Origin of the sequence: Streptomyces cyaneofuscatus, from assembly GCF_000718135.1 — a bacterium.
Lineage (GTDB): Bacteria > Actinomycetota > Actinomycetes > Streptomycetales > Streptomycetaceae > Streptomyces > Streptomyces cyaneofuscatus.
In genome coordinates, this window is the sequence record NZ_JOEM01000016.1 from 100,763 (window position 1) to 122,468 (window position 21,706).

The following is a 21,706-nucleotide window of genomic DNA, read 5'->3' on the forward strand; positions in this document are numbered from 1 at the left end:
CTACGAACCACGACAGGCCGAGGTCGCTGTCCGGTGGGGCGGACAGCGACCTCGGCCCGTGTTCATGACCTGCTACGCGTGGGTCAGCGGCTGTGACGACCGGAGGCGGTGGCCCGGCGACGCTGCGAGGAGAACAGCACGGCAGCGCCGACGGCGAGTACGGCGGCCCCGCCCATCGCGAGATACGTGCTGCTGCTCGACCCGCCGGTCTCGGCGAGCACGTCCTCCTGCCCGGCGGCGTTGGCCTGCGGCGCATTGCCGGCATCAGCATCGGCATCGGCCTTGGGCTCGGCGGCCGGGGCGGCGGGAGCGGCGGCGTTGACCTTCGCCCCGGTCTTCGCGTCGTCGTCACCGTGCCCGTTGTGCTCCACGGAGGACTTCTCGGCGCCTTCGGTGATCGCGTCCTCGGAGGGAGCGGAGGGGGCGGGAGCAGGCGCACTCTCCTGAGGCTTGGGCGCCTCACTAGCAGGCTTCTCCTCCTGACTGTCACCGCCACCACCGGCACCGCCCGTCCCCGCCGACCCACCGCCGAAGTCCACGTCCGAGCAGGCGTAGAACGCCTCGGGGGAGTCGGAGCGCTGCCACACCGTGTAGATCAGCTGCCGCCCCGCCGCCTCCGGAATGGTCCCGTCGAAGACGTACGAGCCGTCCACCAGCGCCGGGTCGGTGGCCTCGGCGAAGGGCTTGGCCTCCAGGTCCGACCAGGCCAGCGGCTTCGTCGGGTCGTAGCCGGGCTTGGTGAGGTACAGCTCGAAGGAGCCCTTGTGCGGGGCCGTGGCCCGGAACTTGAAGGTGTGCTTGCCCGCCTTCACGGGGGAGGCCGGCCAGTCGGCGCGCGGCAGGTCGAGCCCCTTGAACTTGTCGTTGGCCGCGCTGCACAGCTTGCCGTCCGGAATCAACTCACGGTGCTTACCGGCCGCGTTGGCGATGTTGACCCCGTTCCAGTCGTACAGCGCCTGCGTCCCACCCGCCGCGACCGCCGCCTTGCACGCCGCCGACACCGGGCTCTCCGGCCCCTCCGCGAAGCACGCGGACACCCGGCTCACCGGGTCGGTGAGCGAACCGTGGGCCAGCGCCGGAGTGGCGGTGAGTCCGGCCAGCGCGAACGGTGCGAAGCCGAGGGCGACGATCCCGGCGGCCTTGCGACGAGCGGTCATGGAGGGTTCTCCTTCAAAGCGGCACAACGGTGGGGCGCCGGGTCTTCGATCCGTCCCGGCGATCAGCAAGCTAGCCGCTCGGAAGGACCAAAAACCCTGCTGGGACGGGGTGGAGAGCATCCTTATGGTCGCTTTAAGGAGGGGCTAAGAGGGCGCTGAGGTGCAGGGCCTCCGAGGGGGGCGAAGCTCACATCAGGGCGGTTCAGCGTCCACGGTCGTCCACGCCTGAATGTGCCCTCGGTCGTGTGCGGTGGCTCCCTACATAGATTTCCGAGGAAGTCTTCCAGGGTGATGGTGGGCTGCAGCAGAGCCTCGAGGACCTGTTGCAGCGTTCTCTCCTTCTGAAGAACGCCCCACTCGGGGAGTATTCCTTGCGTGGTCCAGCTGAGGAGGAGCGACGATCAAAAGAGAACTGATACTCGAGCCGGAGCCTGGCCTGACGTCGACCGAACAGCGCCGCCAGCGGCCATGGGATCCTTGGTCGCGAGCGACGGAGCAACCTGAGAGGAGCCGAAGTGTCGGAGGCCAGTCCGCGAAAAACCTATCTGGTCATCGCTGAGGCGCTGTGAAGGGGGACCAAGGCGGGTGAGATGAAGCGGCCCCTGCCGTCCGAGGCTCAGCTCATGCGCTCGCACGGCGTCGCACGCGGCGCGATCCGCCGTGTTCTCAAGGTGCTCGAAGCCGAGGGCGCCCTGGAGCCTGTACCAGGAATCAGCTGGCCTGTCGCCCAAGGTGGCGACCGCCATTCCCTTGCGGAGTGGATGGCTGACCTGATTGCTGAGAAATCGCTGGCGATCGGCGACACGTGCCGTCTGAGGCGAAGCTCTGCGAGCGCTTCGGTGTATCGCGCACGACCGTGCATCGTGTGCTTGCCCAGATGGAGGGGACCGGCTTGCTCGCCACCGTCACAGCAAGGGGCGCACAGTACGCGTCCTTTGGGCTTCCCCCGCCCGGCCGTGAGAGTTGCCAGGGTAAGCGTTGGGCCCTACTGGCCTGACGAGATCAATCCCGGCGTGATCACGACTGTCCTGATCGAATGGGCGTGCCTGCTTGCCGAGATCTCGCAGAATCGCTGCCGCGCCGATGGGCACCCCATGGAGTTGCCGGGAATCCGTGGATCGACATCGGTCAACCGGGAATGATCTGCTCCCTGCCGCAGAGTGCGTCATGCGACAGGGAGCGGTGCTCACAGGGTGGCGTTCAGATTCTTTGCCCTTCGCTTACGCTGCCTTTTAGGCAAGGGTGAGGACGGTTCGCGGAGCCGATTGGATTCAGCGTAGCTGTTGATCGTGGCGGCCATCTTCAGTGCCTGAGCAGGCTCCACTGGTCCCAGATCGAGAACGTATCCCACTGACGAGCACCGATCACATGGGGCCGACACCACGATCCCTTCCAGATCAACCCCCAGCCTCCGCAATGCGTTGACCAGCTCGATGCCAGCTACCACCGCATAGTCGCGATCCTGGTCATCGAAATATTCCGGGCCGACTGGTTGAAACTTCTGCTGCACGAAAATCCTTTCAGGTGGGAGAGGAGAAGGTGGGCCTAGTCAGCGGGATCGAGATTTTCCGCCTGCGCTTCCTTGGGTTTGGGATGGGAGAGGGACTTGATCTCCCTGTCCATGCGCTGGAACTCGACGGCGTACTCGTCGATCTTCTTCGCTATTTCGACAGCCTCCGCCGGCCGCAGGTTGCCCAGAGCCACCAAGTAGGGAGCCTCGACAACAGTGCAGGTGTGGCAGACCTGCGAAACTCCGATGCCGTCGAAGTCGACATCGAACCTTCGCAAGGCGTTGACCAGTCGAACTCCGGCCGACACGGCTTCAACGCGATCCGTGTCGTCGAAATATTCAGGACCGACATCGTCACCGAAATTCAGGGAAACCCTGATCTGGTTCTCGTGGAAATTCTCTGTCATAGTCAGCCCTTTGTCGTGGGGTTTACTTGTGTGAGGAGATTCTTGTGTCTGAGTGAGGTACCGATTCCTCGCACCCACTCAGTCCGACTTCATTCGAAAACCAATGGGGGCGCTGGTCCAGTGGATAGTGAACGTGGACTACCCGGGTGCATCACGAACCTCGTGGTACTGATGCCCGATATCGGTTGATGGTGACGAAATCGGAGTCATCTTGCTCGTCGATTTCGCCGCCTTACAGGCCTGGTTACAGGTATGCCCGGCGTGCTGTGGAGCGGGAGCGCAAGTCGTCCGCGTCGCGGCGGGCCAGTTGCTCGGCGACCATTCGTTCGACCGTGGCCAAGCAGGCGTCGCAAGCGAACATGTCGCCGTCGCCGTCCCTCGTACGGACAGGGCCGAACCACTTGACGGGTACGCGCTCCCGGCGGCACCCGAGCCAGCAAGGCCCCATGGCCCGGTTGAGTTTCATGTGGGCAGAGGAAACTGGAACTGATCAGTCGGCCGGAAGACGGTGCGGGGGCCGGTCATGATCCAGGGCAGTTGTCGGCCCTCCAGCTCCAGAATCCGGCTGCTCCCGCTTGCCCCTCTCATGTTGCGGATGCGGTAGCAGCCGCCGTCGAGAGGAAGGTGGTCACCGACCTTGACCTGATCGGGAGATACCTCCAGAGGCAAGGTGCCTCCCGGACGCAGTTCTTCGAGCGGCTTCGCCGGCCGACGCGCGAGGCTCTCCAGTCCGGCTGCGAGGCGCTCCGCCGTCCTCACGTTCATGCGTCCGCGAACAGCTACCACAGGCCGCCCGCTCACGGACTCAGGAACAACCTGCTCCAGGAAGACGCCACAACCGCGCAGTGCTCGGACAAGTCGGACGGCTGTGGCCGATGCGTCTTTCTCCGTGGGGTCATTGAGGTCTGGCGGCACGTAGGGCAGCGGGGAGCTGGTGGGCATGTGAGTACTCCTGGTGGGGGATCTCCGCTTGATCTGCCTCCAGCCTGCACTTGTCTGGCTACGCTGTGAAGTTCTCAGGTGCTCAACCTGCATGGTGAGCAGCGGGGCATATGCCGGAGCTGCTGAGCAGCGTAGACGCAGGGGGCTCTTGCGTGCCCAGAGGTGTGATCAGGGGAGATGGGGAATGTCTGAGGACGTTGACGCGCGAAGAGGTTTGCCTCGGAGTTGAGAAGTCACCGGGAGCTGCACGGTGAAAGAGGGCTGACTCAAACCGAGTTGGCGAAGATGGTGAGGACCTCAAGAAGCACGATCAGCCGTCTTGAGGCTTCAGCGGGATACATTCCGCCTGACATCCCTCGACGTCTCGACGAGGTGTTCGATACGGATGGCCTCTTCAACCGACTCTACGAAGAGATCGAGTCACAGGGCTTTCCCGCCCACTCACGGCGACGGCTGGCACTGGAATCCAAAGCCCTGACCATCCTTGAGTGGTCCCCCACCGTCGTGCCTGGCCTGCTCCAAACGGCGTCGTACGCGTACGCGCTCCTGCGGGAAGGCTTGCCGAGGGCCAGCGAGGCGGAGGTTCAGAACAAGGTTCGGCAGCGCATGGACCGGCAAGAACTGTGGCTTGGTGCCTCCCCGCCCGATCTGTCGGTGGTGATTTGCGAGTCGGTGATTCGGCGGAGAGTCGGGAGCGAGGACACCATGCGGAAGCAGCTGTTGGCTCTCCTGAACTTTGCGGAGAAGCGGACGTCTCTCCTCCAGGTTCTTCCGCTGGATGCAGGTACGCACAGTCTGATGGACGGGTCCCTCTCCATCCTGACCATGCCTGGTGAAGGGATGATTGCCTACACGGAGGGCGTTCGATCGGGTTCCGTCATCGATGAACCGACCGAGGTCCGAGCCCTTGCGAGGTCTTACGATGTGCTCAGCGCATCCGCTCTCTCGCGGGAACGCTCGGCCCGCATGATCAAGTGTCAGTTGGAGGCATCGTGAAGGCCACTCCCTCTTGGGTGAGGTCCAGTTACAGCAGCCAGGACGGCGGCAACTGCGTGGAGTGGTGCCCTTCCGTGGCCGCTGAGACGGGCATCGTCCCTGTCCGTGACAGCAAGGTCCCTGTCGGCCCCTCCCTGGCCGTCTCGCGCGCCGCGTGGGCCGGTCTGGTGCAGTACGCGAGGACCGCTGCGATCTAGTCGCCCACCAGGGCAAAGGGGCCCCACCAGTCGGTGGGGCCCCTTTGTATGCCGCGGCCGGCCTCTCCCGGGCCCGGCCCGAGCCCGGACGCCTCCTCTGCTTCACGGCCGACGCAGTCGTCGACGCCCGAACCCACCCCTCGGCCACCGGTATGGCGAACCCGCCCGTACCCGGTCAGCCCTGGTGGAGCTCGGAGTGGGGCCGCGCCGTGGTCGCCGTCGGGTCACCCCTCCTCCTGTTCGGAGGTGCCGGTGCCGGAGATCGCCGAACACCGCCGAGAAAGGAGCGCGCCGTGAGCCTGCGGGCCATCGCGACGTTCGATGTCCACACCAGGGGCGGGGTGGGAAACGCCCTCGCCTCCTGGTTCGGCGCCGCCCTCGCCCACCCCCTGCGTGGCCGGCTGGAGGAGGAGAGCCAGGGCACGGCCTTCTTCTCGGCGAGCATCCGGGCGGACGAGCGGGCCCCGAGCCGGGAGTTCCACCCGCTGGCCGCGGAGTGGGAGGTCATGCGCGAGGAGCTGCTGCGTGAGCCGGAGACGGCGCACCTGCTCTTCATGCGCGAGTACCTGGGGAGGCCGCTCGTCCACGTGCGCAGCTCCTCCATCAGGGTCCGCCGCCCCAACGCCCAGGCGCAGCTCATGTTCGGTGCGGACCGCGGCGGGCTCGACGACCCCGCCTTCTGTTCCGGCGTGGTGGAGTTCCTCGTCGCCGCGCTGGACACGGTGAACCCCGCTTTCGCCTGGCTGGGCGCCGATGCCCCGGCCTCGGAGGAGACCAACCTGGACTGGGTGCTGGGCCGACGGGTTCGGAATTCGGTGCGGGAGGCCCGCATGCTGTTGCGCGGCTACTCCTGGACCACCGTGTGCCCGGAAGAGCTGTCCCGGCGGCTCGGCGGGCCCGACGCCCTGGCCGCCACCGGAGCCTTCCACGCGGTGCACCCGCTCCGGGCGGGCGGGGTGGTGCTCCAGGCTAGCCGGACGCCCGCCGAGTACACGGACGAGGTCCTCCGCGGAGTCTTCGAGGCCCTGCGCCCGGTCCTTCCCCCGGGCACTCCCCGGTTCGAACCGGCCCACCCCGACCTGCGTTACGTCCCCGAGGACGCGGCCCGCCCGGCGCGCTAGCCCCAGTCGCCGGACGCGAACCCGCCACCGTAGCCCCGGTCGCCGGACGGAACCCCACGCGCCCTCACCCGATCCACCGATACCGCCGCTCCGGCCGCCCCGTCCCCCCGTAGCGCAGCGTCACCTCGGCGCGCCCCGTGCCCGCGAAGTGTTCCAGGTAGCGGCGTGCGCTCACCCGGGACAGGGCGCCCGCCTCCGCGCACTCCGTGGCGGACAGGCCCTCGGGGCGGGCGCGCAGGGTGCGTTCCACCAGGTCGGCCGTGGGGGCGGCCAGGCCCTTGGGGAGTTCGCGGGAGCCCGGCGGGCGGGTGCCGAAGATCTGGTCCACGTCCTCCTGACGCGCCTCGCCCAGCTCGTCCAGGCGGGTGCGGAGCGCGGCCACATGGCGCAGCTGCTCCTGGAGGGCCGAGCGATTGAACGGCTTGATCAGGTAGTGGAGGGCGCCGGCGCGCAGCGCCGACCGGATCACCCCCGCGTCCCTGGCCGCCGTGATGAACAGGGCGTCCGTGCTGGGGCGTGAGGCGTCCTGCTCCTCCGCCGTGCGCAGGGCGCGCAGGACGTCGATCCCGTCCATATCGGGCAGGTAGATGTCCAGCAGCACCAGGTCGGGGCGCAGCCGCTCGGCCGCCCGCAGGGCTTCGGCTCCGTTGTGGGCCACACCGGCCACCGTGAAACCGTCCATTGCGGACACGTAGCGGCTGTGCAATTTCGCGACCATGAAGTCGTCGTCCACCACCAGCACCGTTGTCACGCCGACACGCTAAGCCGCGACCGCAACGACCACAACGTCCGTTGATTCCGGAAGAGAGACAGGTTCTTAACGCGCGGGCAACATGTGGGCCACTTCACAGCGAAAGGCGGAACCCGTGCGACTGCGCACTCCCCTCGCCCTGCTCGGAGCCGCACTGCTCGTGCTGGTGGGGCCACCCCTGCTCGCCACGGGCGACGGCTCCGACACCGGCACCCAGATTCCCGGGCTCCGCTTCATGGTCCCCAACACCCCGGGCGGCGGCTACGACATCACCGCCCGCACCATGGCCAAGGACGCCGAGGACGCCGGACTCACCCACGACATCGAGGTGTTCAACCTCCCCGGAGCCGGCGGCACGGTCGGCCTCAGCCGGCTCGTCGGCGAACACGGCAACGGCAAGCTCGCCCTCTCCATGGGCCTCGGCGTCGTCGGCGCCGTCCACACCAACAAGTCCCCGAGCACCCTCGCCGACACCACCCCCATCGCCCGGCTCACCGAGGAGCCGGACATCGTGGTGGTCGGCAAGGACTCCCCGTACCGCACCATCGGTGAGCTTCTCGCCGCCTGGAAGAAGAACCCGGCCGCCGTGCCGGTGGGTGGTGGGTCGTCGCCCGGCGGGCCCGACCACCTCGCCCCCATGCTCATGGCGCAGGCCGCCGGGATCGCCCCGAAGGCGGTCAACTACGTCCCGTTCGACGGCGGCGGCGAGCTGCTCGCCTCCGTCCTCGGCAACAAGGTCGGCTTCGGCGTCTCCGGCCTCGGCGAGTACCGCGACCAGATCGAGGCGGGCGAGCTGCGGCTGCTCGCCGTCACCGGCCCGAAGCGGGTCCCCGGCATGGACGCGCCCACCCTGCGCGAGGCCGGCCTCGACACCGAGTTCACCAACTGGCGCGGCATCGTCGCCCCGCCCGGGCTCTCGGACGCCGAACGCACCAAGCTCACCGGGCTGATCACCGAACTGCACGCCTCGAAGGAGTGGAAGGAGTCGATGAAGAAGAACGGCTGGGACGACGCCTTCCTCGCCGGGGAGCCCTTCGGGGACTTCCTCGCCGAACAGGACCGGCGCGTCGCCACCGTGCTGAAGGAGCTGGGGCTGTGACCACCGAACCGACAGGGCCCACGGGACCGGCCGAGCCCACAGGCCCCACGGGACCGGCCGAGCCCACAGGCCGCACGGGCCCGGCCGAACCGACGGGGCCCACCCAGGAGCCCGCCCCGAAGCAGGACACCACCCGCTCCTGGCTGCGCGACCACTCCGAACTCGGCGTCTGCGCCCTCCTCCTGGCCATCGGCGCCCTCGTCCTCACCGACGCCCTCACCATGAGCGTCGACATCGCCCAGCGCGGCCCCATCGGCCCCCGCACCGTCCCCTTCGTCGTCGGCTCGGCGCTCCTCCTGGTCGCCGTCCTCCTCGCCGTCGACGTCCTGCGCGGCGGGCGCGGCGAAGCCGAAGGCGGCGAGGACGTCGACCTCGACGAGCCCGCCGACTGGCGCACCGTCCTCCTCCTCAGCGGTGTCTTCCTCGCCGCCGCCGTCCTCATCGGCCCGCTCGGCTTCCCCATCGCCGGGGCCCTGCTCTTCTGGGGCTCCGCCTACGCCCTCGGCAGCCGCCACCACGACCGCGATCCGCTCATCGCCGCCGTCCTCTCCCTCGCCACCTACTTCCTCTTCGACAACCTGCTCGGCGTCCCCCTCCCGGGCGGCCCGCTGATGGGAGTGATCTGACCGATGGACTCCCTCAACTCCCTCATCGACGGGTTCGGTACGGCGCTCACCCCGGCCAACCTGCTCTGGGCCGCCCTCGGCGTCCTGCTCGGCACCGCGATCGGCGTGCTGCCCGGCATCGGACCCGCCATGGCCGTGGCGCTGCTGCTCCCGGTGACGTACGGACTCGACCCGACCGGCGCGTTCATCATGTTCGCCGGGATCTACTGCGGCGCGATGTTCGGCGGCTCCACCACCTCGATCCTCCTCAACACCCCCGGCGAGAGCGCCGCCGTGGTCGCCGCGATCGAGGGCAACCCGATGGCGAAGGCCGGACGCGGCGCCCAGGCGCTGGCCGCCGCCGCGATCGGCCACTTCGCGGGCGGCATGATCGGCACGATCCTGCTGGTCGTCCTCGCGCCGACCGTCGCCTCCCTCGCCGTCGGCATCGGCGCGCCCGACTACTTCGCGATCATGGTGCTGGCCTTCATCGCCGTCACCTCCGTCCTCGGCGCCTCCCGCATCCGGGGACTGGCCTCCCTGCTCATCGGCCTCACCATCGGACTGGTCGGCCTCGACCAGATGACCGGGCAGCAGCGCCTCACCTTCGGCTCGCTCCAACTCGCCGACGGGGTCGACGTGGTGATCGTCGCGGTCGGCCTCTTCGCGATCGGCGAGGCCCTCTGGGTCGCCGCCCACCTGCGGCGCACGACCGGCGAGGCCATCCCCGTCGGCCGGCCCTGGCTCGGCCGGGACGACCTCCGCCGCACCTGGAAGCCCTGGCTGCGCGGCCCGCTCATCGGCTTCCCCTTCGGGGCGATACCGGCGGGCGGCGCGGAGATCCCCACCTTCCTCAGTTACGTCACCGAGAAGCGGCTCTCCAAGCACCGCGGCCAGTTCGGCAAAGGGGCCATCGAAGGCGTCGCGGGACCGGAGTCGGCGGCCTCCGCCTCCGCCGCCGGAACCCTCGTCTCGATGCTCACCCTCGGCCTGCCCACCACCGCCGTCGCCGCCGTGATGCTCGCCGCCTTCCAGCAGTACGGGATCCAGCCCGGGCCCCTGCTGTTCGAGCGGGAACCCGAGCTGGTCTGGGGCCTCATCGCCTCGCTCTTCGTCGGCATGGTGCTGCTGCTCACCCTCAACCTGCCGCTCGCCCCCGTCTGGGCCAAGCTCCTGCGGATCCCGCGCCCCTACCTCTACGCGGGCATCCTCTTCTTCGCCGCCGTCGGCGCGTACGCGGTCGGCGGGGAGGCCCTGGATCTGGTGGTCCTCCTGGTCATCGGCCTCATCGGGCTCGGGATGCGGCGCTACGGACTGCCGGTCCTCCCCGCCGTCATCGGCGTGATCCTCGGCCCGGCCGCCGAACAGCAGCTGCGGCGCGCGCTCCAGATCAGCGACGGCGGCGTGACCGGGCTGGTCAACACCCCGTTCTCCGTGACCGTCTACGCGATCGTGGTGCTGATCCTGGCCTGGCCGCTGGTGTACCGGCCGGCCGTCGTACGGCGGCGGGGCGGCCGGAAGGAGAGCGACGGAACCGGCACTGTCAGTGGTGGCTGAGAGTATCGACGCATGACGACGATCGACTGGGACGCGGCGGCCGGCTCCTTCGACGAGGAGCCCGACCACGGGCTTCTCGACCCGGCGGTGCGCGACGCGTGGGCCGGGCGGCTGGAGAGCTGGCTGCCCGCCCGCCGCGGTGACGTGCTGGACCTGGGATGCGGTACGGGGAGCCTCTCCCTGCTCGCCGCAGGCCAGGGCCACCGGGTCACCGCCGTCGACCGCTCGCCCCGGATGGCCGAGCTGGCCCGCGCCAAGCTCGCCGGGACCGGCGCCGAGGTCCTGGTCGGGGACGCGGCCCTGCCGCCGGTCGGGGAGCGGGCGTTCGACGTGATCCTGGCCCGGCACGTCGTCTGGCTGCTGCCCGATCCGGCGGCCGCCCTGGCCCGCTGGTTCGGGCTGCTGAAGCCGGGCGGGCGGCTGGTCCTGATCGAAGGGGTGTGGGGCGGTGTCGGGCTCTCCGCCGCCCGGGTCACCGCCCTGCTCGCCCCCCACACCGAGCGCGTCCACCACGAGGACCTGGCCGGTGACCCGCGGCTGTGGGGCAAGGAGGTCGACGACGAGCGGTATGCGCTGGTCGCCCGCGCCGAGCCGCCCCACCGGCACACCGAGGTCGTCGACGTCCACCTGATCCTGCGCCGGGGCCCGGACGTGCTGCTCGCCCGCCGCGCCAACACGGGTTACGCGGACGGGCTGCTGCACATGCCCTCCGGCCACGCGGAGGACGGCGAGGACGTCCGCGAGGCGATGATCCGGGAGGCCGCCGAGGAGACCGGTGTCGTCCTGGATCCGGACGAGGTGCGGGTCGCCCTCGTGATGCAGCACCGGGGGCCCGGCGGCGGGGCGCGGATGGGCTGGTTCTTCGTCGCGGAGTACGACGCGGAGCACCCGCCGCACAACGCGGAGCCGGAGAAGTGCTCCGAGCTGGACTGGTTCCCGCTGGACGCCCTGCCGGACGACATGGTGGCTTACTGCCGTGCGGGCCTGGACGGTTACCGGGCGGGCGAGCACTTCATGATCCACTGGCACGAGGACGGCGACCCGATCGCCCACCGGCCGGACGGCCCGCGCCGGGCCGTGGCGCTGCCGACCGCCGCCGAGCGGACCGGCCGGGTGCACCACATCGAGCTGTGGGTGCCCGACCTCGCGGGCGCGGAGCGCCGCTGGGGCTGGCTGCTGGGACGGCTGGGCCATCTCCCGTATCAGCGCTGGGCAAGCGGCCGCAGCTGGCGGCGCGGGGAGAGTTACGTGGTCGTGGAGCAGTCGCCCGACCTGTCCGCCGACCACCACGACCGCCGCCGCCCCGGCCTCAACCACCTGGCGTTCCATGTCGCGGACCGGGCCACGCTGGACGCCCTGACGGCCGAGGCACCCGCGTACGGCTGGCGGCTGCTCCACCCCGAACGCCATCCGTACGCCGGGGGTGACGGCCACCGCGCCGCTTATCTGGAGGACGAGGCGGGGTACGAGGTGGAGCTGGTCGTGACGTCCGAGCCCCGCGCGTGAAGCACGAGTCCGTCCCTGAAGCCCGCGCCCCGCGCGTGAAGCCCCGTCAGCGGTGCGGTGAGGGGGCGGTCAGGCCAGCAGGGCCGTCAGGCCCTCCGCCCGGGCCAGCCGCTCCAGCTCGTCCAGGGCGGCGGCCGCCGCTCCGGCCGCCTCGGGGTCGCGCGCGGCCAGGCCGCTCGCCTCGAACTCGTCCTCGTCCAGCCGCAGTACGGAGGAGCCGTCCGCCAACACCCAGAGGTCCAGGTCCAGGTCCTCGACCGCCAGCACCCCGTCGGCCAGGACCGCCGGCCGCGTGATGTCGCAGTACCAGCCCTTCAGCTCGCCCTCACCCGTGCGGACCTCCTTCACCGCGAACCACCGGTCCCGCCAGTAGTGCTCGGTGAACACATCGCCCGGCTCGAACCGGACGAAGCCGAAGTCCCGCACCCCGGGCGCGGCCCACGGCGCCCGGACGGTGACCCGGGTGCCGTCGTCCCGGACCAGCTCCGCCGGATACCTGATCTTGGTGCGACCTGCCTTGGTCAGGGCCACGACCACGCCCTTGGACCGGGGCGCGCGGGGCTCAGCCGAGAGTGCGGGCATGGCGGACCTCCGTGGCGCAGACCGTGTAGCCGAACCACTTGTTGATGGCGAGCATCGGGCCGTTGCCCGTGTCGTTGGCGGTGTAGGCGTCTGTGTATCCGGCCGCCCGCGCCCGGTGCAGTGAGTCGTTCTTCGCCAGCTTGGCCAGACCCCGCCCCCGGAACGCCCGCAGGGTGCCGGTCATGTTGCTGGAGTACGTCCGGTCCCCGTCGGTGCCGGCCGCGCTGAACGCCGCCACCCGGCCGTCCACCAGGGCCACCGTCGTCAGAGCGGCGTCGAACGTCGGGTGGCGCCAGACGGTCGCCAGCCAGTCCTCGTAGTCGGCCGGCTCGGTGGGGATGTCGGTCGGCTCGTCGAGTGTCACCTGGGCGTCCGCATCGAACAGCGGCCGGGGATCGTCGGCGAAGTCGGACCCCGGTCTCAGCTCGGCACCCGCCGGGACCTCCTGGAGCGGCGGCAGGGCGCCGCCCGCCAGGTCCAGGTGCTGGAAGTGGGCGGAGCGGCCCGGCCGGTAGCCCCGGCCCCGCGCGAACTCCAGGCTCTCCGGCCTGTCCAGCACCCAGGCGTGCACGACCGTGGCGCCCGCCTGCGCCAGATGCTCCTCCGCCGTGCTCAGCAGCAGCGAGCCCGCCCCGTGGCCCGTGTGGCCGGGGAGCACGTGCGGGGTGCAGAAGCCCTGACCCGGCTCCTTTCCCTCGTGGGCGATCCCGGCCTGCGCGGTACCGATGATCTCGCCGTCCCGCTCGGCCACCAGCAGCCGGTAGTGCCGGTCCGGATGGGCATGGGCCAGATCGTGGGTCACCTGCTCGGGAGTGGACACCAGGTAGGGGACCGACGTCCGCCGGACGCGGGTCCACGCCTCCGCGTCGGGCGGCCGGAAATCGCGCACAATCACAGTCATGCGGCGGAGGTTACGCGCGGCCCCGCCGCGACCGCCTCCCCTTTTTCCCGCCGTGGGGGCGCCCGTGGGGGACAATTGGCCGGTGACTGAGAAGCCCGCTGCTGAGAAGATCGTTCTGGACCCGGACTCCGGCATCGCCCCGTACGAGCAACTGCGCACCCAGCTCTCCGAACGGGCCCGTTCCGGTGCGCTCCCGGTCGGCCACCGGCTCCCGACCGTACGCGGCTTCGCCGAGGAGCTGGGCCTCGCCGCCAACACCGTGGCCAAGGCCTACCGCGCGCTGGAGGCCGACGGGGTCATCGAGACCCGGGGGCGCAACGGGACCTTCGTCGCCGCCGCCGGGGGAGCGGCCGAGCAGAAGGCGGCGACCGCCGCCCAGCTGTACGCCGAGACCGCCGAGCGGCTCGGCCTCACCCGGCAGCAGGCCCTGGCCCTGGCCAAGGACGCGGTGCGGGCGGCGTACGGGGACTGAGGCCGCCGCCCGTCCTCGTACGGCCTGCAGATCCCGTACCGCCTGCAGATCCCGTACGGCCTACAGATCCCGTACCCCCTACAGATACAGCCCCGCGTCCGCCCCCGCGTCCTGCTTCGGCACCGACGCGGGGCCGATCCCCCGGCGCAGCGCGTACAGCTCCGCGAGCGAGCTGCCCTCCCGGCTCACGCCCTCCTCCGTCCCCAGCCAGGCCACCGACTCGCTGCGGGTCAGCGGGCCCACCTCGATCCGGGCCAGGCAGCGCCCCGGCCGGACGACCGCCGGGTGCAGCCGCTCCAGGTCCTCGTTGGTGGTGACGCCCACCAGCACGTTCCGGCCCTGGCCGAGCAGACCGTCCGTCAGGTTCAGCAGCCGGGACAGCGCCTGGCCCGCGGTGTGCTTGGCCTCGCCCCGGATCAGCTCGTCGCAGTCCTCCAGGAGCAGCAGCCGCCACCGGCCCTTCGCCGTGCCGTCGTCCTCGCCGATCGCGATGTCCATCAGATAGCCGACGTCGTTGAAGAGCCGCTCCGGGTCCAGCACGCAGTCGACCTGGCACCAGTCCCGCCAGGAGCGCGCCAGCGTGCGCAGCGCGGACGTCTTGCCGGTGCCGGGCGGCCCGTGCAGCAGGAGCAGCCGCCCCGCGATGTCGTCCGGGGTGACCTTCATCAGCCGGTCCATCGCATCGGCCACCGGGGCGGTGTAGTTGGGGCGGACCTCGTCCCAGCTCCCGGCGGTGATGCGCCGGGTGGTGCGGTACGGGCCGCGGCGCGGGGAGACGTACCAGAAGCCCATGGTCACGTTGTCGGGCTGCGGCTCCGGTTCGTCCTGGGCGCCGTCGGTCGCCTGCCCGAGGACCTTCTCCGCCAGCTCGGCGCTGGTCGCGGTGACCGTGACGTCCGCGCCCCGGTTCCACCGCGAGATCAGCAGGGTCCAGCCGTCGCCCTCGGCCAGCGTGGCGCTGCGGTCGTCGTCACGGGCGGACCGCAGCACCGAGGCGTGCGGGGGCAGCAGGGTCGCGCCGGCCTTGACCCGGTCGAGGGAGGAGCTGTGGGAGTACGGCTGCTCGCCCGTCGCGAAGCGGCCGAGGAAGAGCGCGTCGACGACGTCGGAGGGGGAGTCGCTGTCGTCGACGGTGAGCCGGATCGGCAGAGCGGACTCGGGGTTGGCAGACATGGCGCCCATGATCCGGCACGGGACCACCCCACGCACCCAGGTTTCACCGGTCCGGCCCGGCCCGCGCCTGCCTGCGGACGCGCCGCCCCCTGCCCAAGCGCGCCGCAGGTGACGCCACGACACCGGCGCGTCAAGGCGCGCACGTTGAACTCCGGGCGGCGGACGGAAGCACTCACCACTTATTTTTGGCATGAACACTTCCAGCGAGCCGGGTGCGCTGCTACTACGGAGTAACGCAGTTACCCCTGCTCAAGGAGTCCCCCCCATGAAAATGTCCAGACTCGTGGCGTTCTCGTCCTCACTCCTGCTCGGTGCCGCCCTCGCCCTCACCGGTGCGGGGATCGCGAACGCCGACTCCTCCGCCCAGGCCGTCGACTACGTCGCCCTCGGCGACTCGTACTCCTCCGGCGTCGGTGCCGGCAGCTACGAGAGCTCCAGCGGCGACTGCAAGCGCAGCACCCGTGCCTTCCCCCGGCTCTGGGCCAACGCCAACTCCCCCTCCAGCTTCGCCTTCACCGCCTGCTCCGGCGCCAGGACCAACGACGTCACGAGCGGTCAGCTCGGACCGCTCAACGCCTCCACCGACCTCGTCTCGATCTCCATCGGCGGCAACGACGCGGGCTTCGCCGACGTCATGACGACCTGTGTCCTGCAGTCCGAGGCCACCTGCCTCAACCGCATCGCCACCGCCCGCTCCTACGTCGACTCGACCCTGCCCGGCCGCCTCGACTCCGTGTACTCCGCCATCAAGGCCAAGGCCCCCTCCGCCCGCGTCGTCGTCCTCGGCTACCCCCGCTTCTACCAGCTCAGCGGCAACTGCGTGGCCGGCCTCAGCGAGAAGGAGCGCGCCGCCATCAACGGCGCGTCCGACCACCTGAACACCGCCACCGCCAAGCGCGCCGCCGACCACGGCTTCACCTTCGGTGACGTCAGGACGACCTTCACCGGGCACGAGATCTGCTCGGGCAACTCGTGGTTGCACAGCGTGAACTGGCTCAACATCGGTGAGTCCTACCACCCCACCGCCGCCGGACAGTCGGGCGGCTATCTGCCGGTCTTCAAGTCGGCTGCCTGACAGGCGAGTTGCGCGACGAACCTGCGTTCGGAGCGGGAGGCCCCGGCCATCGGGGCCTCCCGCTCCGTCGAACAGTCCATCCGAACTGTCCGAACTCGCCCTGGAATCGGGCGGATTCGGTAACTGGTCGTCAACCTCCGTATAGGTGTGCTGGTCCCGTAGGCGGGATACCCGTGTGTCACCGTGGGGCGATAGGGTTAACCTGCCCGGACCGGGTGCCCTCGTACGGGTGGGGAGTGACATGGAACAGATAACGGTGCGGAGCAGGCCTCGGGTGCCTGCCATCACCTGCGGAAGCGGTGCGACCAGTACGCGCCTCGACCGCCATCTCGCGGTGCTCGGCGGCCCTGTCGTCCCGCAGCGCGAGTCGGCGGAAGCGACGCTGCTTATGCGCGAGCTGACCTCGCGTGATGCCGCGCACACCCGCCGGAGCAGGAGCGCCCGTGTGTCGCTCTTCGCCCCGCTGCGGCGACTGCGGCGTTCGCTCTTCGGCAGCCGCCACTGACCGACGCACGTCGATCACCGGGCCGGCCCGACATCCGGGGCGGCCCTGCCGCTCGGTCCACCCCACCGCTCGGGGTGGCTCAGCCGATCACTCCGTCCCGGCGCAGCGCCGATGTCTGCTCGTCCGTCATCCCCAGGCCTCGCAGCAGCGCATCGGTGTGCTCACCCAGCGCCGGTACGGCACCCATCCGGGGTTCCGGGCCGCCCGGCAGCGTGATCGGCGGCAGCAGCGCCCGCAACGGCCCGACCGGTGACTCCACTTCCCGCCACCGGTCCCGCGCCGCCAACTGCGGATGCGCCGCCACATCGGCCACCGTGTTCAGCCGGGCGCAGGCGATCCCCGCCGCCTCCAGCGCGTCCAGCGCCTCCTGCCCCGCCAGCCGCGCCAGCGCCCGCCCCACGACCTCGTCGGTCCGCTTCCGGTTGGCCGTCCGCGCGGTGTTCGTCGCGAAGTCCGGATCTTCGGCCAACTCAGGTCGTACGAGAACCTGTTCGGCGAGCCGCCGCCACTCCCGGTCGTTCTGCACGGAGAGCAGCACCTGCTCACCGTCGGCCGTGCCGTAGGCGTCGTACGGCGCGATCACCGAGTGCGCGAGCCCGGTACGCGGCGGGGGCGGGGCCCCGTGCATCCCCTGGTGCAGCGGATGCCCCATCCACTCGGCCAGCGCGTCCAGCATGGAGACCTCCACCGGCCCGCCCCGCCCGGTCGTACCCCGCCGCAGCAGCGCCGCCAGCACCCCGGAGAACGCGTACATGGCAGCCGCGATGTCCGCCGCCGGAATACCCGCCTTCACCGGCTGATCCGCCGTTCCGGTCACGGAGACCAGGCCCGCCTCGCACTGCACCAGCATGTCGTAGGCCCGCTTGTGCGCGTACGGTCCGCTCTCCCCGTAGCCGGAGATGTCCACGGCCACCAGCCGCGGGTGGGCCGCACAGAGCGTGGCGGCGTCCAGCCCGAGCCGGGCCGCCGCGCCCTGGGCCAGGTTCTGTACGAACACATCGGCCCCGGCGACGAGTTCGCGCACCACCGCCAGGCCGCGCGGGTCCTTCAGATCGACCGCCAGGGACTCCTTGCCCCGGTTGCACCAGACGAAGTGCGAGGCGAGACCGCGGGCCGCCGTGTCGTAACCGCGCGCGAAGTCGCCGCCGTCGGGGCGCTCCACCTTGATGACCCTGGCGCCGAGGTCGGCGAGCTGGCGGGTGGCGAAGGGGGCGGCGACCGCCTGTTCGACGGCCACCACGGTGATGCCGTCGAGGGGGAGGGGCTGAGTGCTCATGGGCCGTGCTTACCCTGCCGACCGGCCCTTTCGCCACCTCCGCCCCCTCACCAGAAGGCTTACAGCAGCGCGAACTGCCCCTCCGGCCCCTCCTCCTGGTGGCCCAGGACCGAGGCGGGCCGCCGGAGGGACGCCGGGACCGGCAGCACCCCCGCCGCCCGCAGCTCGTCCCGGGAGATCAGGGGCGCCCGCTCCAGCCGGGCCCGCAACGCCTCCTGCCGGGGCCGCAGCCCGTCCAGGAGCGCCAGTACGGTGATGAGCTCCAGCAGCTCCGAGGTCCACTCCGGGGTCCACCCGCGCGCCCCGACCACCTCCAGCCCGTCCGCCTCCACGCCCTCGGGAACCGCGCCCACCGCTGCCGCCGCCCGGCGGCCGAACCAGAGCTCCAGCACCCGTACACCGCTCACCGTGAACTCCCAGGCCCCCGCGGGCACCGGCGAGATCCGGCCATCGCCGATGACCAGGGCCTCGGCCTCCGCGTCGTACACGATCCCCGTGGGCCGGGCCGGGAGCGCCGCCCGCACATATGGCCTGCGCCCGCCCGGCAGCCGGGGCCGCTCCCCGCCCCGGGCCCCGCGCAGCTGCAGCCGCACCAGCTCCCGGCCGAGCTCCACGCCGGCCGCCCACACCTCGGCGTCGGCGGGCAGCGGGATCCGGCAGCCGGACGGGGAGGGCAGGGCGGCGGCCAGGATCCAGGCCAGCACGGACTCGGGGCAGGCCTCCTGAGGCCCCAGCCGTGTACGCACCACGTCCAGCAACCCCGGTGCCAGGTTGGGATCGGTGGCGTCGGGCCGCCGGTACAGCGGCCGGATCCGGCCCGGCCGCCCGGCGGGGGAGTGCCCGTCGGGGAGCAGGTGGGTCACCGACAGGGCGGGCCCGGCGGTCTGGGGCACGTAACCGTGCTCGACCGCGAAGAGCTGCCGCCCGTCGCCGACCCGCCACAGCTCCGGGCGGGCCGCGTCGATCAGCCGGTGGTCGGGGAGCAGCCACTGCTCGTCGAACGGGCCGTGCAGGATGCGTACGGGGTCGGGGCAGGCACCCGGTTCACGGGCGAAGCGGCCGGTGCCGGCGGCGGCACCGGCACCGGCCGTGGACCGGCCGGGCAGCGCGGCGACCGGCGTGTGCGGCGTACGGGAGCGGCTCGGGCGGAACAGCCGCTCCTGCTCGGCGCCCTCGGCGGCGGCCAGCCGCTCCCAACGGGCCCGGAGGGCGGCGGGGTCGGGGCCGCTCACCCAGGAGCGTCCGGTTCTCAGCGGCCGCACCGACCAGGGCATCAGCTCGTCCAGCTCCAGGGACGTCGAGTCCTCGCCCGATCCGGCCGCCGTCGCCGCCGCTGCGGTCCTGCGCGCTGCCACCGAGCCGTCCCTCCCCTGTCCGCCGTGACCGTTCGCATCGTAACGGCGGGCGGTCTTCCCGTGGGGCCGGGTCAGTGGGCCTCCACCGTCACGGAGAACGAGAACCGGTCGCCCCGGTAGCGGATCCGGGCCACATCCACGACGCGGCCCTCTTCGTCGTACGTCACGCCCGTGTAGTGCAGGATCGGGCTGAGCAGCGGGACCTGGAGGAGCTCGGCGGTGACCGGGTCGGCGAGCCGGGCCTCCACCGTGTCGGTGATCCGGGAGATCCTGACCCCGACGCCGTCGCGCAGCACCTTGGTCATCGGCCAGCGTTCGAGGTCGGCCACGTCGATCCGGGCGGCGATGTCGGGGCGTACCGCGTTCTCCGCCCAGTTGGTCGGCTCGTCGCTCTCGCCGTCGCGGCGCAGCCGCCGGTAGCTGACGACCTCGCCGCAGTCCGGGAAGAACTCCGCGAGGTCACCCGGGACCGGCACCGTCCCGTGGCCGAGAACCGTCGTCGCCTCCCCGGACTGCTGGGCGACGATCGCGTCGACCGAGCCCAGCAGCCGGACCGGGGAGACCCGCCGGGCGCGCGGCTCGATGAACGTGCCACGCCGCCGGTGCCGGCTGATCAGCCCCTCCGTCTCCAGCTCCTTCAGCGCCTGGCGCATCGTGAGCACGCTGACCCCGTAGTGCCCGGCGAGCTGCTCCTCGGTGGGCAGCCGGAGGGAGGCGTCCTGGGGGCGGCCGAGTATGGAGGCCCGCAGGGACTGGGAGACCTGGTACCAGAGCGGCAGCTTCCGGTTGAGGACGAGTGAGTCGGGGGCGAAGGCGGGCGGGTGCGCCCGGCCCACCGGGTTCACGCCGGACCCGGGCCGTGCCGTCGCGTCTCCGCGCGCCCCCGCTCCGGCCGCCCTCGATTCGGCAGCCCTCGCCCCGGTCGTCGTCTCATGGCTCTCTGTCACGTCGTCGTCCCCGTCCCGTCCCTCCGGGCCCCTCCGGCCGCCTGGCCCGGTCTCTACGACCGTCTACGGCCGGAAGTTGCGGCTCAGACCCTGCCACACGTCGTCGTAACCGCGCTGCAGATGGCCGGCCCCAGCCGCCTGCGGGGTCGCGATGATCGGCCAGCGGGTCTCGAACATGAAGGCCAGGCCGTCGTCGATCTTCTGCGGCTTCAGCTCCGCCGCGCTCGCCCGGTCGAAGGTCTCCCGGTCCGGCCCGTGCGCCGACATCATGTTGTGCAGCGAGCCGCCGCCGGGGACGAAGCCGTCCGCCTTCGCGTCGTACGCGCCGTCGATCAGCCCCATGTACTCGCTCATCACGTTCCGGTGGAAGTACGGCGGCCGGAAGGTGTCCTCGCCGACCAGCCAGCGCGGCGCGAAGACCACGAAGTCGACACCGGCCAGGCCGGGGGTGTCGGACGGCGAGGTCAGCACCGTGAAGATCGAGGGGTCGGGGTGGTCGTAGCTGATCGAGCCGATGACGTTGAACCGGCGCAGGTCGTAGACGTACGGGGTGTGCGTGCCGTACCAGGCGACGACGTCCAGCGGGGAGTGGTCGTACGTCGCCGACCAGAGGTTCCCGCAGAACTTGTTGACCACCTCCACCGGCCGGTCGTCGTCCTCGTACGCGGCGACGGGGGCCAGGAAGTCCCGGGCGTGCGCCAGGCCGTTGGCGCCGATCGGCCCGAGGTCCGGGAGCACGAACGGGCGGCCGTAGTTCTCGCAGACGTACCCGCGTGCGGTCTCCTCCAGCAGCTCCACCCGGAAGCGGACACCGCGCGGGATCAGCGCGACGTGGCCCGGTTCGGCGCGCAGCAGGCCCAGTTCGGTGCGGAGCAGCAGCCCGCCGTGCTCCGGGACGATCAGCAGTTCACCGTCGGAGTCGCTGAACACCCGGTCGGTCATGGAGGAGTTGGCGTGGTAGAGGTGCACCGCCATGCCCGTGCGCTGGGCGGCGTCACCGTTGCCGCCGAGCGTCCACAGCCCGCTCACGAAGTCCGTGCCGGGCGCCGGGGCGGGGAGCGGGTTCCAGCGGAGCCGGTTCGGGTCCGGCACCGACTCGGTGAAGGGCGCGGTGCGCAGATCGCCGTTGTCGGTCCGGGTGAAGGCCGGGTGCGCGGCGGAGGGGCGGATCCGGTAGAGCCAGGAGCGGCGGTTGTCGGCGCGGGGCTCGGTGAAGGCGGAGCCGCTCAGCTGCTCCGCGTAGAGGCCGAGGGGGGCGCGCTGGGGGGAGTTACGGCCGTGCGGCAGCGCCCCCGGCACCGCCTCCGAGCTGTGTTCGTTGCCGAAACCGGAGGAGTACGCCAGTCCCTCCGCCGTCTTCCTCGCCTGCTTCCTCGCCTGCTCGATGCCGCTCATCCCGCACTCCCGGTGACCGTGAAGCCCTTGGATCCGCCGGACAACGAATCCTATGGGACACCGTAGGAATAGGAGACGGACGCGTCAACGGTCTGGATCACGCCATTCGGGGGGTCCGGGCGCCGATCAGGGGCGTGGGGTGGCTTCGGAGGGGCTTGCGGACGGCACCCGGGACGT

Annotated in this window: 23 protein-coding genes; 11 read left to right on the top strand and 12 right to left on the bottom strand. The window is 71.1% G+C overall.

Annotated features, from left to right (window positions below; genetic code table 11):
* Positions 1-83 precede the first annotated feature (83 nt).
* Entirely contained in the window at positions 84-1,157 is a 1,074-nt protein-coding gene (locus IF17_RS0124940; protein ID WP_030569958.1) for a lytic polysaccharide monooxygenase auxiliary activity family 9 protein, read from the bottom strand.
* A gap of 856 nt (positions 1,158-2,013) precedes the next feature.
* On the opposite strand from IF17_RS0124940, the gene IF17_RS1000000140270 reads away from it, so the two are divergent.
* The gene (locus tag IF17_RS1000000140270; protein WP_337249739.1) at positions 2,014-2,154 is read left to right on the top strand and encodes a hypothetical protein; all 141 of its coding nucleotides are present in this window, start codon (positions 2,014-2,016) and stop codon (positions 2,152-2,154) included.
* 189 nt (positions 2,155-2,343) lie between these two features.
* Here IF17_RS1000000140270 and IF17_RS1000000139025 read toward each other — a convergent pair whose 3' ends face one another.
* From IF17_RS1000000139025 to IF17_RS1000000139030, 3 genes are all read right to left on the bottom strand, one after another.
* Complete coding sequence (locus IF17_RS1000000139025) at positions 2,344-2,667, bottom strand: hypothetical protein (RefSeq protein WP_143660191.1); 324 nt, start codon at positions 2,665-2,667, stop codon at positions 2,344-2,346.
* Between the two features lie 35 nt (positions 2,668-2,702).
* Positions 2,703-3,074, bottom strand: coding sequence for a hypothetical protein (locus tag IF17_RS0124945; RefSeq protein WP_030569961.1), 372 nt, complete (start codon positions 3,072-3,074; stop codon positions 2,703-2,705).
* Positions 3,075-3,536: 462 nt separating this feature from the next.
* A complete protein-coding gene (locus IF17_RS1000000139030) occupies positions 3,537-4,016 on the bottom strand; it encodes a hypothetical protein (protein WP_143660190.1) in 480 nt (159 codons plus the stop codon).
* Between the two features lie 225 nt (positions 4,017-4,241).
* Between IF17_RS1000000139030 and IF17_RS01000000136665 the strand changes: the two genes are divergently transcribed.
* From IF17_RS01000000136665 to IF17_RS01000000136670, 3 genes are all read left to right on the top strand, one after another.
* Complete coding sequence (locus tag IF17_RS01000000136665) at positions 4,242-5,012, top strand: helix-turn-helix domain-containing protein (protein ID WP_106980229.1); 771 nt, start codon at positions 4,242-4,244, stop codon at positions 5,010-5,012.
* The gene (locus IF17_RS0124965) at positions 5,009-5,209 is read left to right on the top strand and encodes a DUF397 domain-containing protein (RefSeq protein ID WP_030569967.1); all 201 of its coding nucleotides are present in this window, start codon (positions 5,009-5,011) and stop codon (positions 5,207-5,209) included. Before IF17_RS01000000136665 ends, IF17_RS0124965 begins: the two co-directional genes overlap by 4 nt.
* A 293-nt stretch (positions 5,210-5,502) precedes the next feature.
* On the top strand, positions 5,503-6,330 hold the full coding sequence (locus tag IF17_RS01000000136670) for a hypothetical protein (RefSeq protein ID WP_032772548.1): 828 nt from the start codon (positions 5,503-5,505) through the stop codon (positions 6,328-6,330).
* A gap of 64 nt (positions 6,331-6,394) precedes the next feature.
* Here the strand turns inward: IF17_RS01000000136670 and IF17_RS0124975 are convergent, their stop codons facing one another.
* Positions 6,395-7,048 (bottom strand): response regulator, encoded by a 654-nt coding sequence (locus tag IF17_RS0124975; RefSeq protein WP_244890548.1) that lies wholly within the window; start codon positions 7,046-7,048, stop codon positions 6,395-6,397.
* 148 nt (positions 7,049-7,196) lie between these two features.
* On the opposite strand from IF17_RS0124975, the gene IF17_RS0124980 reads away from it, so the two are divergent.
* From IF17_RS0124980 to IF17_RS0124995, 4 genes are read left to right on the top strand one after another with little or no spacing between them, the layout of a single operon-like run.
* Positions 7,197-8,180, top strand: a complete 984-nt coding sequence (locus IF17_RS0124980; protein ID WP_030569973.1) for a Bug family tripartite tricarboxylate transporter substrate binding protein — start codon at positions 7,197-7,199, stop codon at positions 8,178-8,180.
* Positions 8,177-8,806: a tripartite tricarboxylate transporter TctB family protein gene (locus tag IF17_RS0124985; protein ID WP_030569976.1), complete on the top strand. Its 630-nt coding sequence runs from the start codon at positions 8,177-8,179 to the stop codon at positions 8,804-8,806. Before IF17_RS0124980 ends, IF17_RS0124985 begins: the two co-directional genes overlap by 4 nt.
* A gap of 3 nt (positions 8,807-8,809) precedes the next feature.
* The gene (locus IF17_RS0124990; protein WP_030569979.1) at positions 8,810-10,342 is read left to right on the top strand and encodes a tripartite tricarboxylate transporter permease; all 1,533 of its coding nucleotides are present in this window, start codon (positions 8,810-8,812) and stop codon (positions 10,340-10,342) included.
* A 12-nt stretch (positions 10,343-10,354) separates the two neighbouring features.
* Complete coding sequence (locus IF17_RS0124995; RefSeq protein ID WP_078616023.1) at positions 10,355-11,848, top strand: trifunctional class I SAM-dependent methyltransferase/NUDIX hydrolase/VOC family protein; 1,494 nt, start codon at positions 10,355-10,357, stop codon at positions 11,846-11,848.
* A 69-nt stretch (positions 11,849-11,917) separates the two neighbouring features.
* Here the strand turns inward: IF17_RS0124995 and IF17_RS0125000 are convergent, their stop codons facing one another.
* Complete coding sequence (locus IF17_RS0125000; RefSeq protein WP_030569985.1) at positions 11,918-12,430, bottom strand: ribonuclease FAU-1 family protein; 513 nt, start codon at positions 12,428-12,430, stop codon at positions 11,918-11,920.
* A complete protein-coding gene (locus IF17_RS0125005; protein ID WP_030569988.1) occupies positions 12,411-13,331 on the bottom strand; it encodes a GNAT family N-acetyltransferase in 921 nt (306 codons plus the stop codon). Before IF17_RS0125005 ends, IF17_RS0125000 begins: the two co-directional genes overlap by 20 nt.
* A gap of 82 nt (positions 13,332-13,413) precedes the next feature.
* Here IF17_RS0125005 and IF17_RS0125010 point away from each other — a divergent pair, with 82 nt between their 5' ends.
* Positions 13,414-13,803, top strand: coding sequence for a GntR family transcriptional regulator (locus tag IF17_RS0125010; protein WP_030569991.1), 390 nt, complete (start codon positions 13,414-13,416; stop codon positions 13,801-13,803).
* Positions 13,804-13,881: 78 nt separating this feature from the next.
* Here the strand turns inward: IF17_RS0125010 and IF17_RS0125015 are convergent, their stop codons facing one another.
* Entirely contained in the window at positions 13,882-14,976 is a 1,095-nt protein-coding gene (locus tag IF17_RS0125015) for a DUF5925 domain-containing protein (RefSeq protein WP_030569994.1), read from the bottom strand.
* 265 nt (positions 14,977-15,241) lie between these two features.
* Here IF17_RS0125015 and IF17_RS0125020 point away from each other — a divergent pair, with 265 nt between their 5' ends.
* Together IF17_RS0125020 and IF17_RS0125025 are read left to right on the top strand one after the other, a co-directional pair.
* Positions 15,242-16,051, top strand: a complete 810-nt coding sequence (locus IF17_RS0125020; protein WP_030569998.1) for an SGNH/GDSL hydrolase family protein — start codon at positions 15,242-15,244, stop codon at positions 16,049-16,051.
* A gap of 241 nt (positions 16,052-16,292) precedes the next feature.
* Positions 16,293-16,556 (top strand): hypothetical protein, encoded by a 264-nt coding sequence (locus IF17_RS0125025; RefSeq protein WP_026242095.1) that lies wholly within the window; start codon positions 16,293-16,295, stop codon positions 16,554-16,556.
* Between the two features lie 79 nt (positions 16,557-16,635).
* Here IF17_RS0125025 and IF17_RS0125030 read toward each other — a convergent pair whose 3' ends face one another.
* The 4 genes from IF17_RS0125030 to hmgA form a co-directional block, all read right to left on the bottom strand.
* A complete protein-coding gene (locus IF17_RS0125030; protein WP_030570001.1) occupies positions 16,636-17,832 on the bottom strand; it encodes a CaiB/BaiF CoA transferase family protein in 1,197 nt (398 codons plus the stop codon).
* Between the two features lie 59 nt (positions 17,833-17,891).
* Complete coding sequence (locus IF17_RS0125035) at positions 17,892-19,187, bottom strand: type ISP restriction/modification enzyme (RefSeq protein WP_030570003.1); 1,296 nt, start codon at positions 19,185-19,187, stop codon at positions 17,892-17,894.
* A 71-nt stretch (positions 19,188-19,258) separates the two neighbouring features.
* Positions 19,259-20,032 (bottom strand): GntR family transcriptional regulator, encoded by a 774-nt coding sequence (locus IF17_RS0125040; protein ID WP_030570005.1) that lies wholly within the window; start codon positions 20,030-20,032, stop codon positions 19,259-19,261.
* Positions 20,033-20,197: 165 nt separating this feature from the next.
* A complete protein-coding gene (gene hmgA / locus IF17_RS0125045; protein ID WP_030570008.1) occupies positions 20,198-21,529 on the bottom strand; it encodes a homogentisate 1,2-dioxygenase in 1,332 nt (443 codons plus the stop codon).
* Between the last annotated feature and the right edge of the window lie 177 nt (positions 21,530-21,706).

Excerpts from the sequence above, each read along its gene's own strand:
- IF17_RS0124940 (WP_030569958.1), bottom strand. The coding sequence starts at position 1,157 with ATGACCGCTCGTCGCAAGGCCGCCGGGATCGTCGCCCTCGGCTTCGCA.
- IF17_RS0124945 (WP_030569961.1), bottom strand. The coding sequence starts at position 3,074 with ATGACAGAGAATTTCCACGAGAACCAGATCAGGGTTTCCCTGAATTTC.
- IF17_RS1000000139030 (WP_143660190.1), bottom strand. The coding sequence starts at position 4,016 with ATGCCCACCAGCTCCCCGCTGCCCTACGTGCCGCCAGACCTCAATGAC.
- IF17_RS0124975 (WP_244890548.1), bottom strand. The coding sequence starts at position 7,048 with ATGGTCGCGAAATTGCACAGCCGCTACGTGTCCGCAATGGACGGTTTC.
- IF17_RS0124990 (WP_030569979.1), top strand. The coding sequence starts at position 8,810 with ATGGACTCCCTCAACTCCCTCATCGACGGGTTCGGTACGGCGCTCACC.
- IF17_RS0124995 (WP_078616023.1), top strand. The coding sequence starts at position 10,355 with ATGACGACGATCGACTGGGACGCGGCGGCCGGCTCCTTCGACGAGGAG.
- IF17_RS0125000 (WP_030569985.1), bottom strand. The coding sequence starts at position 12,430 with ATGCCCGCACTCTCGGCTGAGCCCCGCGCGCCCCGGTCCAAGGGCGTG.
- IF17_RS0125005 (WP_030569988.1), bottom strand. The coding sequence starts at position 13,331 with ATGACTGTGATTGTGCGCGATTTCCGGCCGCCCGACGCGGAGGCGTGG.
- IF17_RS0125015 (WP_030569994.1), bottom strand. The coding sequence starts at position 14,976 with ATGTCTGCCAACCCCGAGTCCGCTCTGCCGATCCGGCTCACCGTCGAC.
- IF17_RS0125020 (WP_030569998.1), top strand. The coding sequence starts at position 15,242 with ATGAAAATGTCCAGACTCGTGGCGTTCTCGTCCTCACTCCTGCTCGGT.
- IF17_RS0125025 (WP_026242095.1), top strand. The coding sequence starts at position 16,293 with ATGGAACAGATAACGGTGCGGAGCAGGCCTCGGGTGCCTGCCATCACC.
- IF17_RS0125030 (WP_030570001.1), bottom strand. The coding sequence starts at position 17,832 with ATGAGCACTCAGCCCCTCCCCCTCGACGGCATCACCGTGGTGGCCGTC.
- hmgA (WP_030570008.1), bottom strand. The coding sequence starts at position 21,529 with ATGAGCGGCATCGAGCAGGCGAGGAAGCAGGCGAGGAAGACGGCGGAG.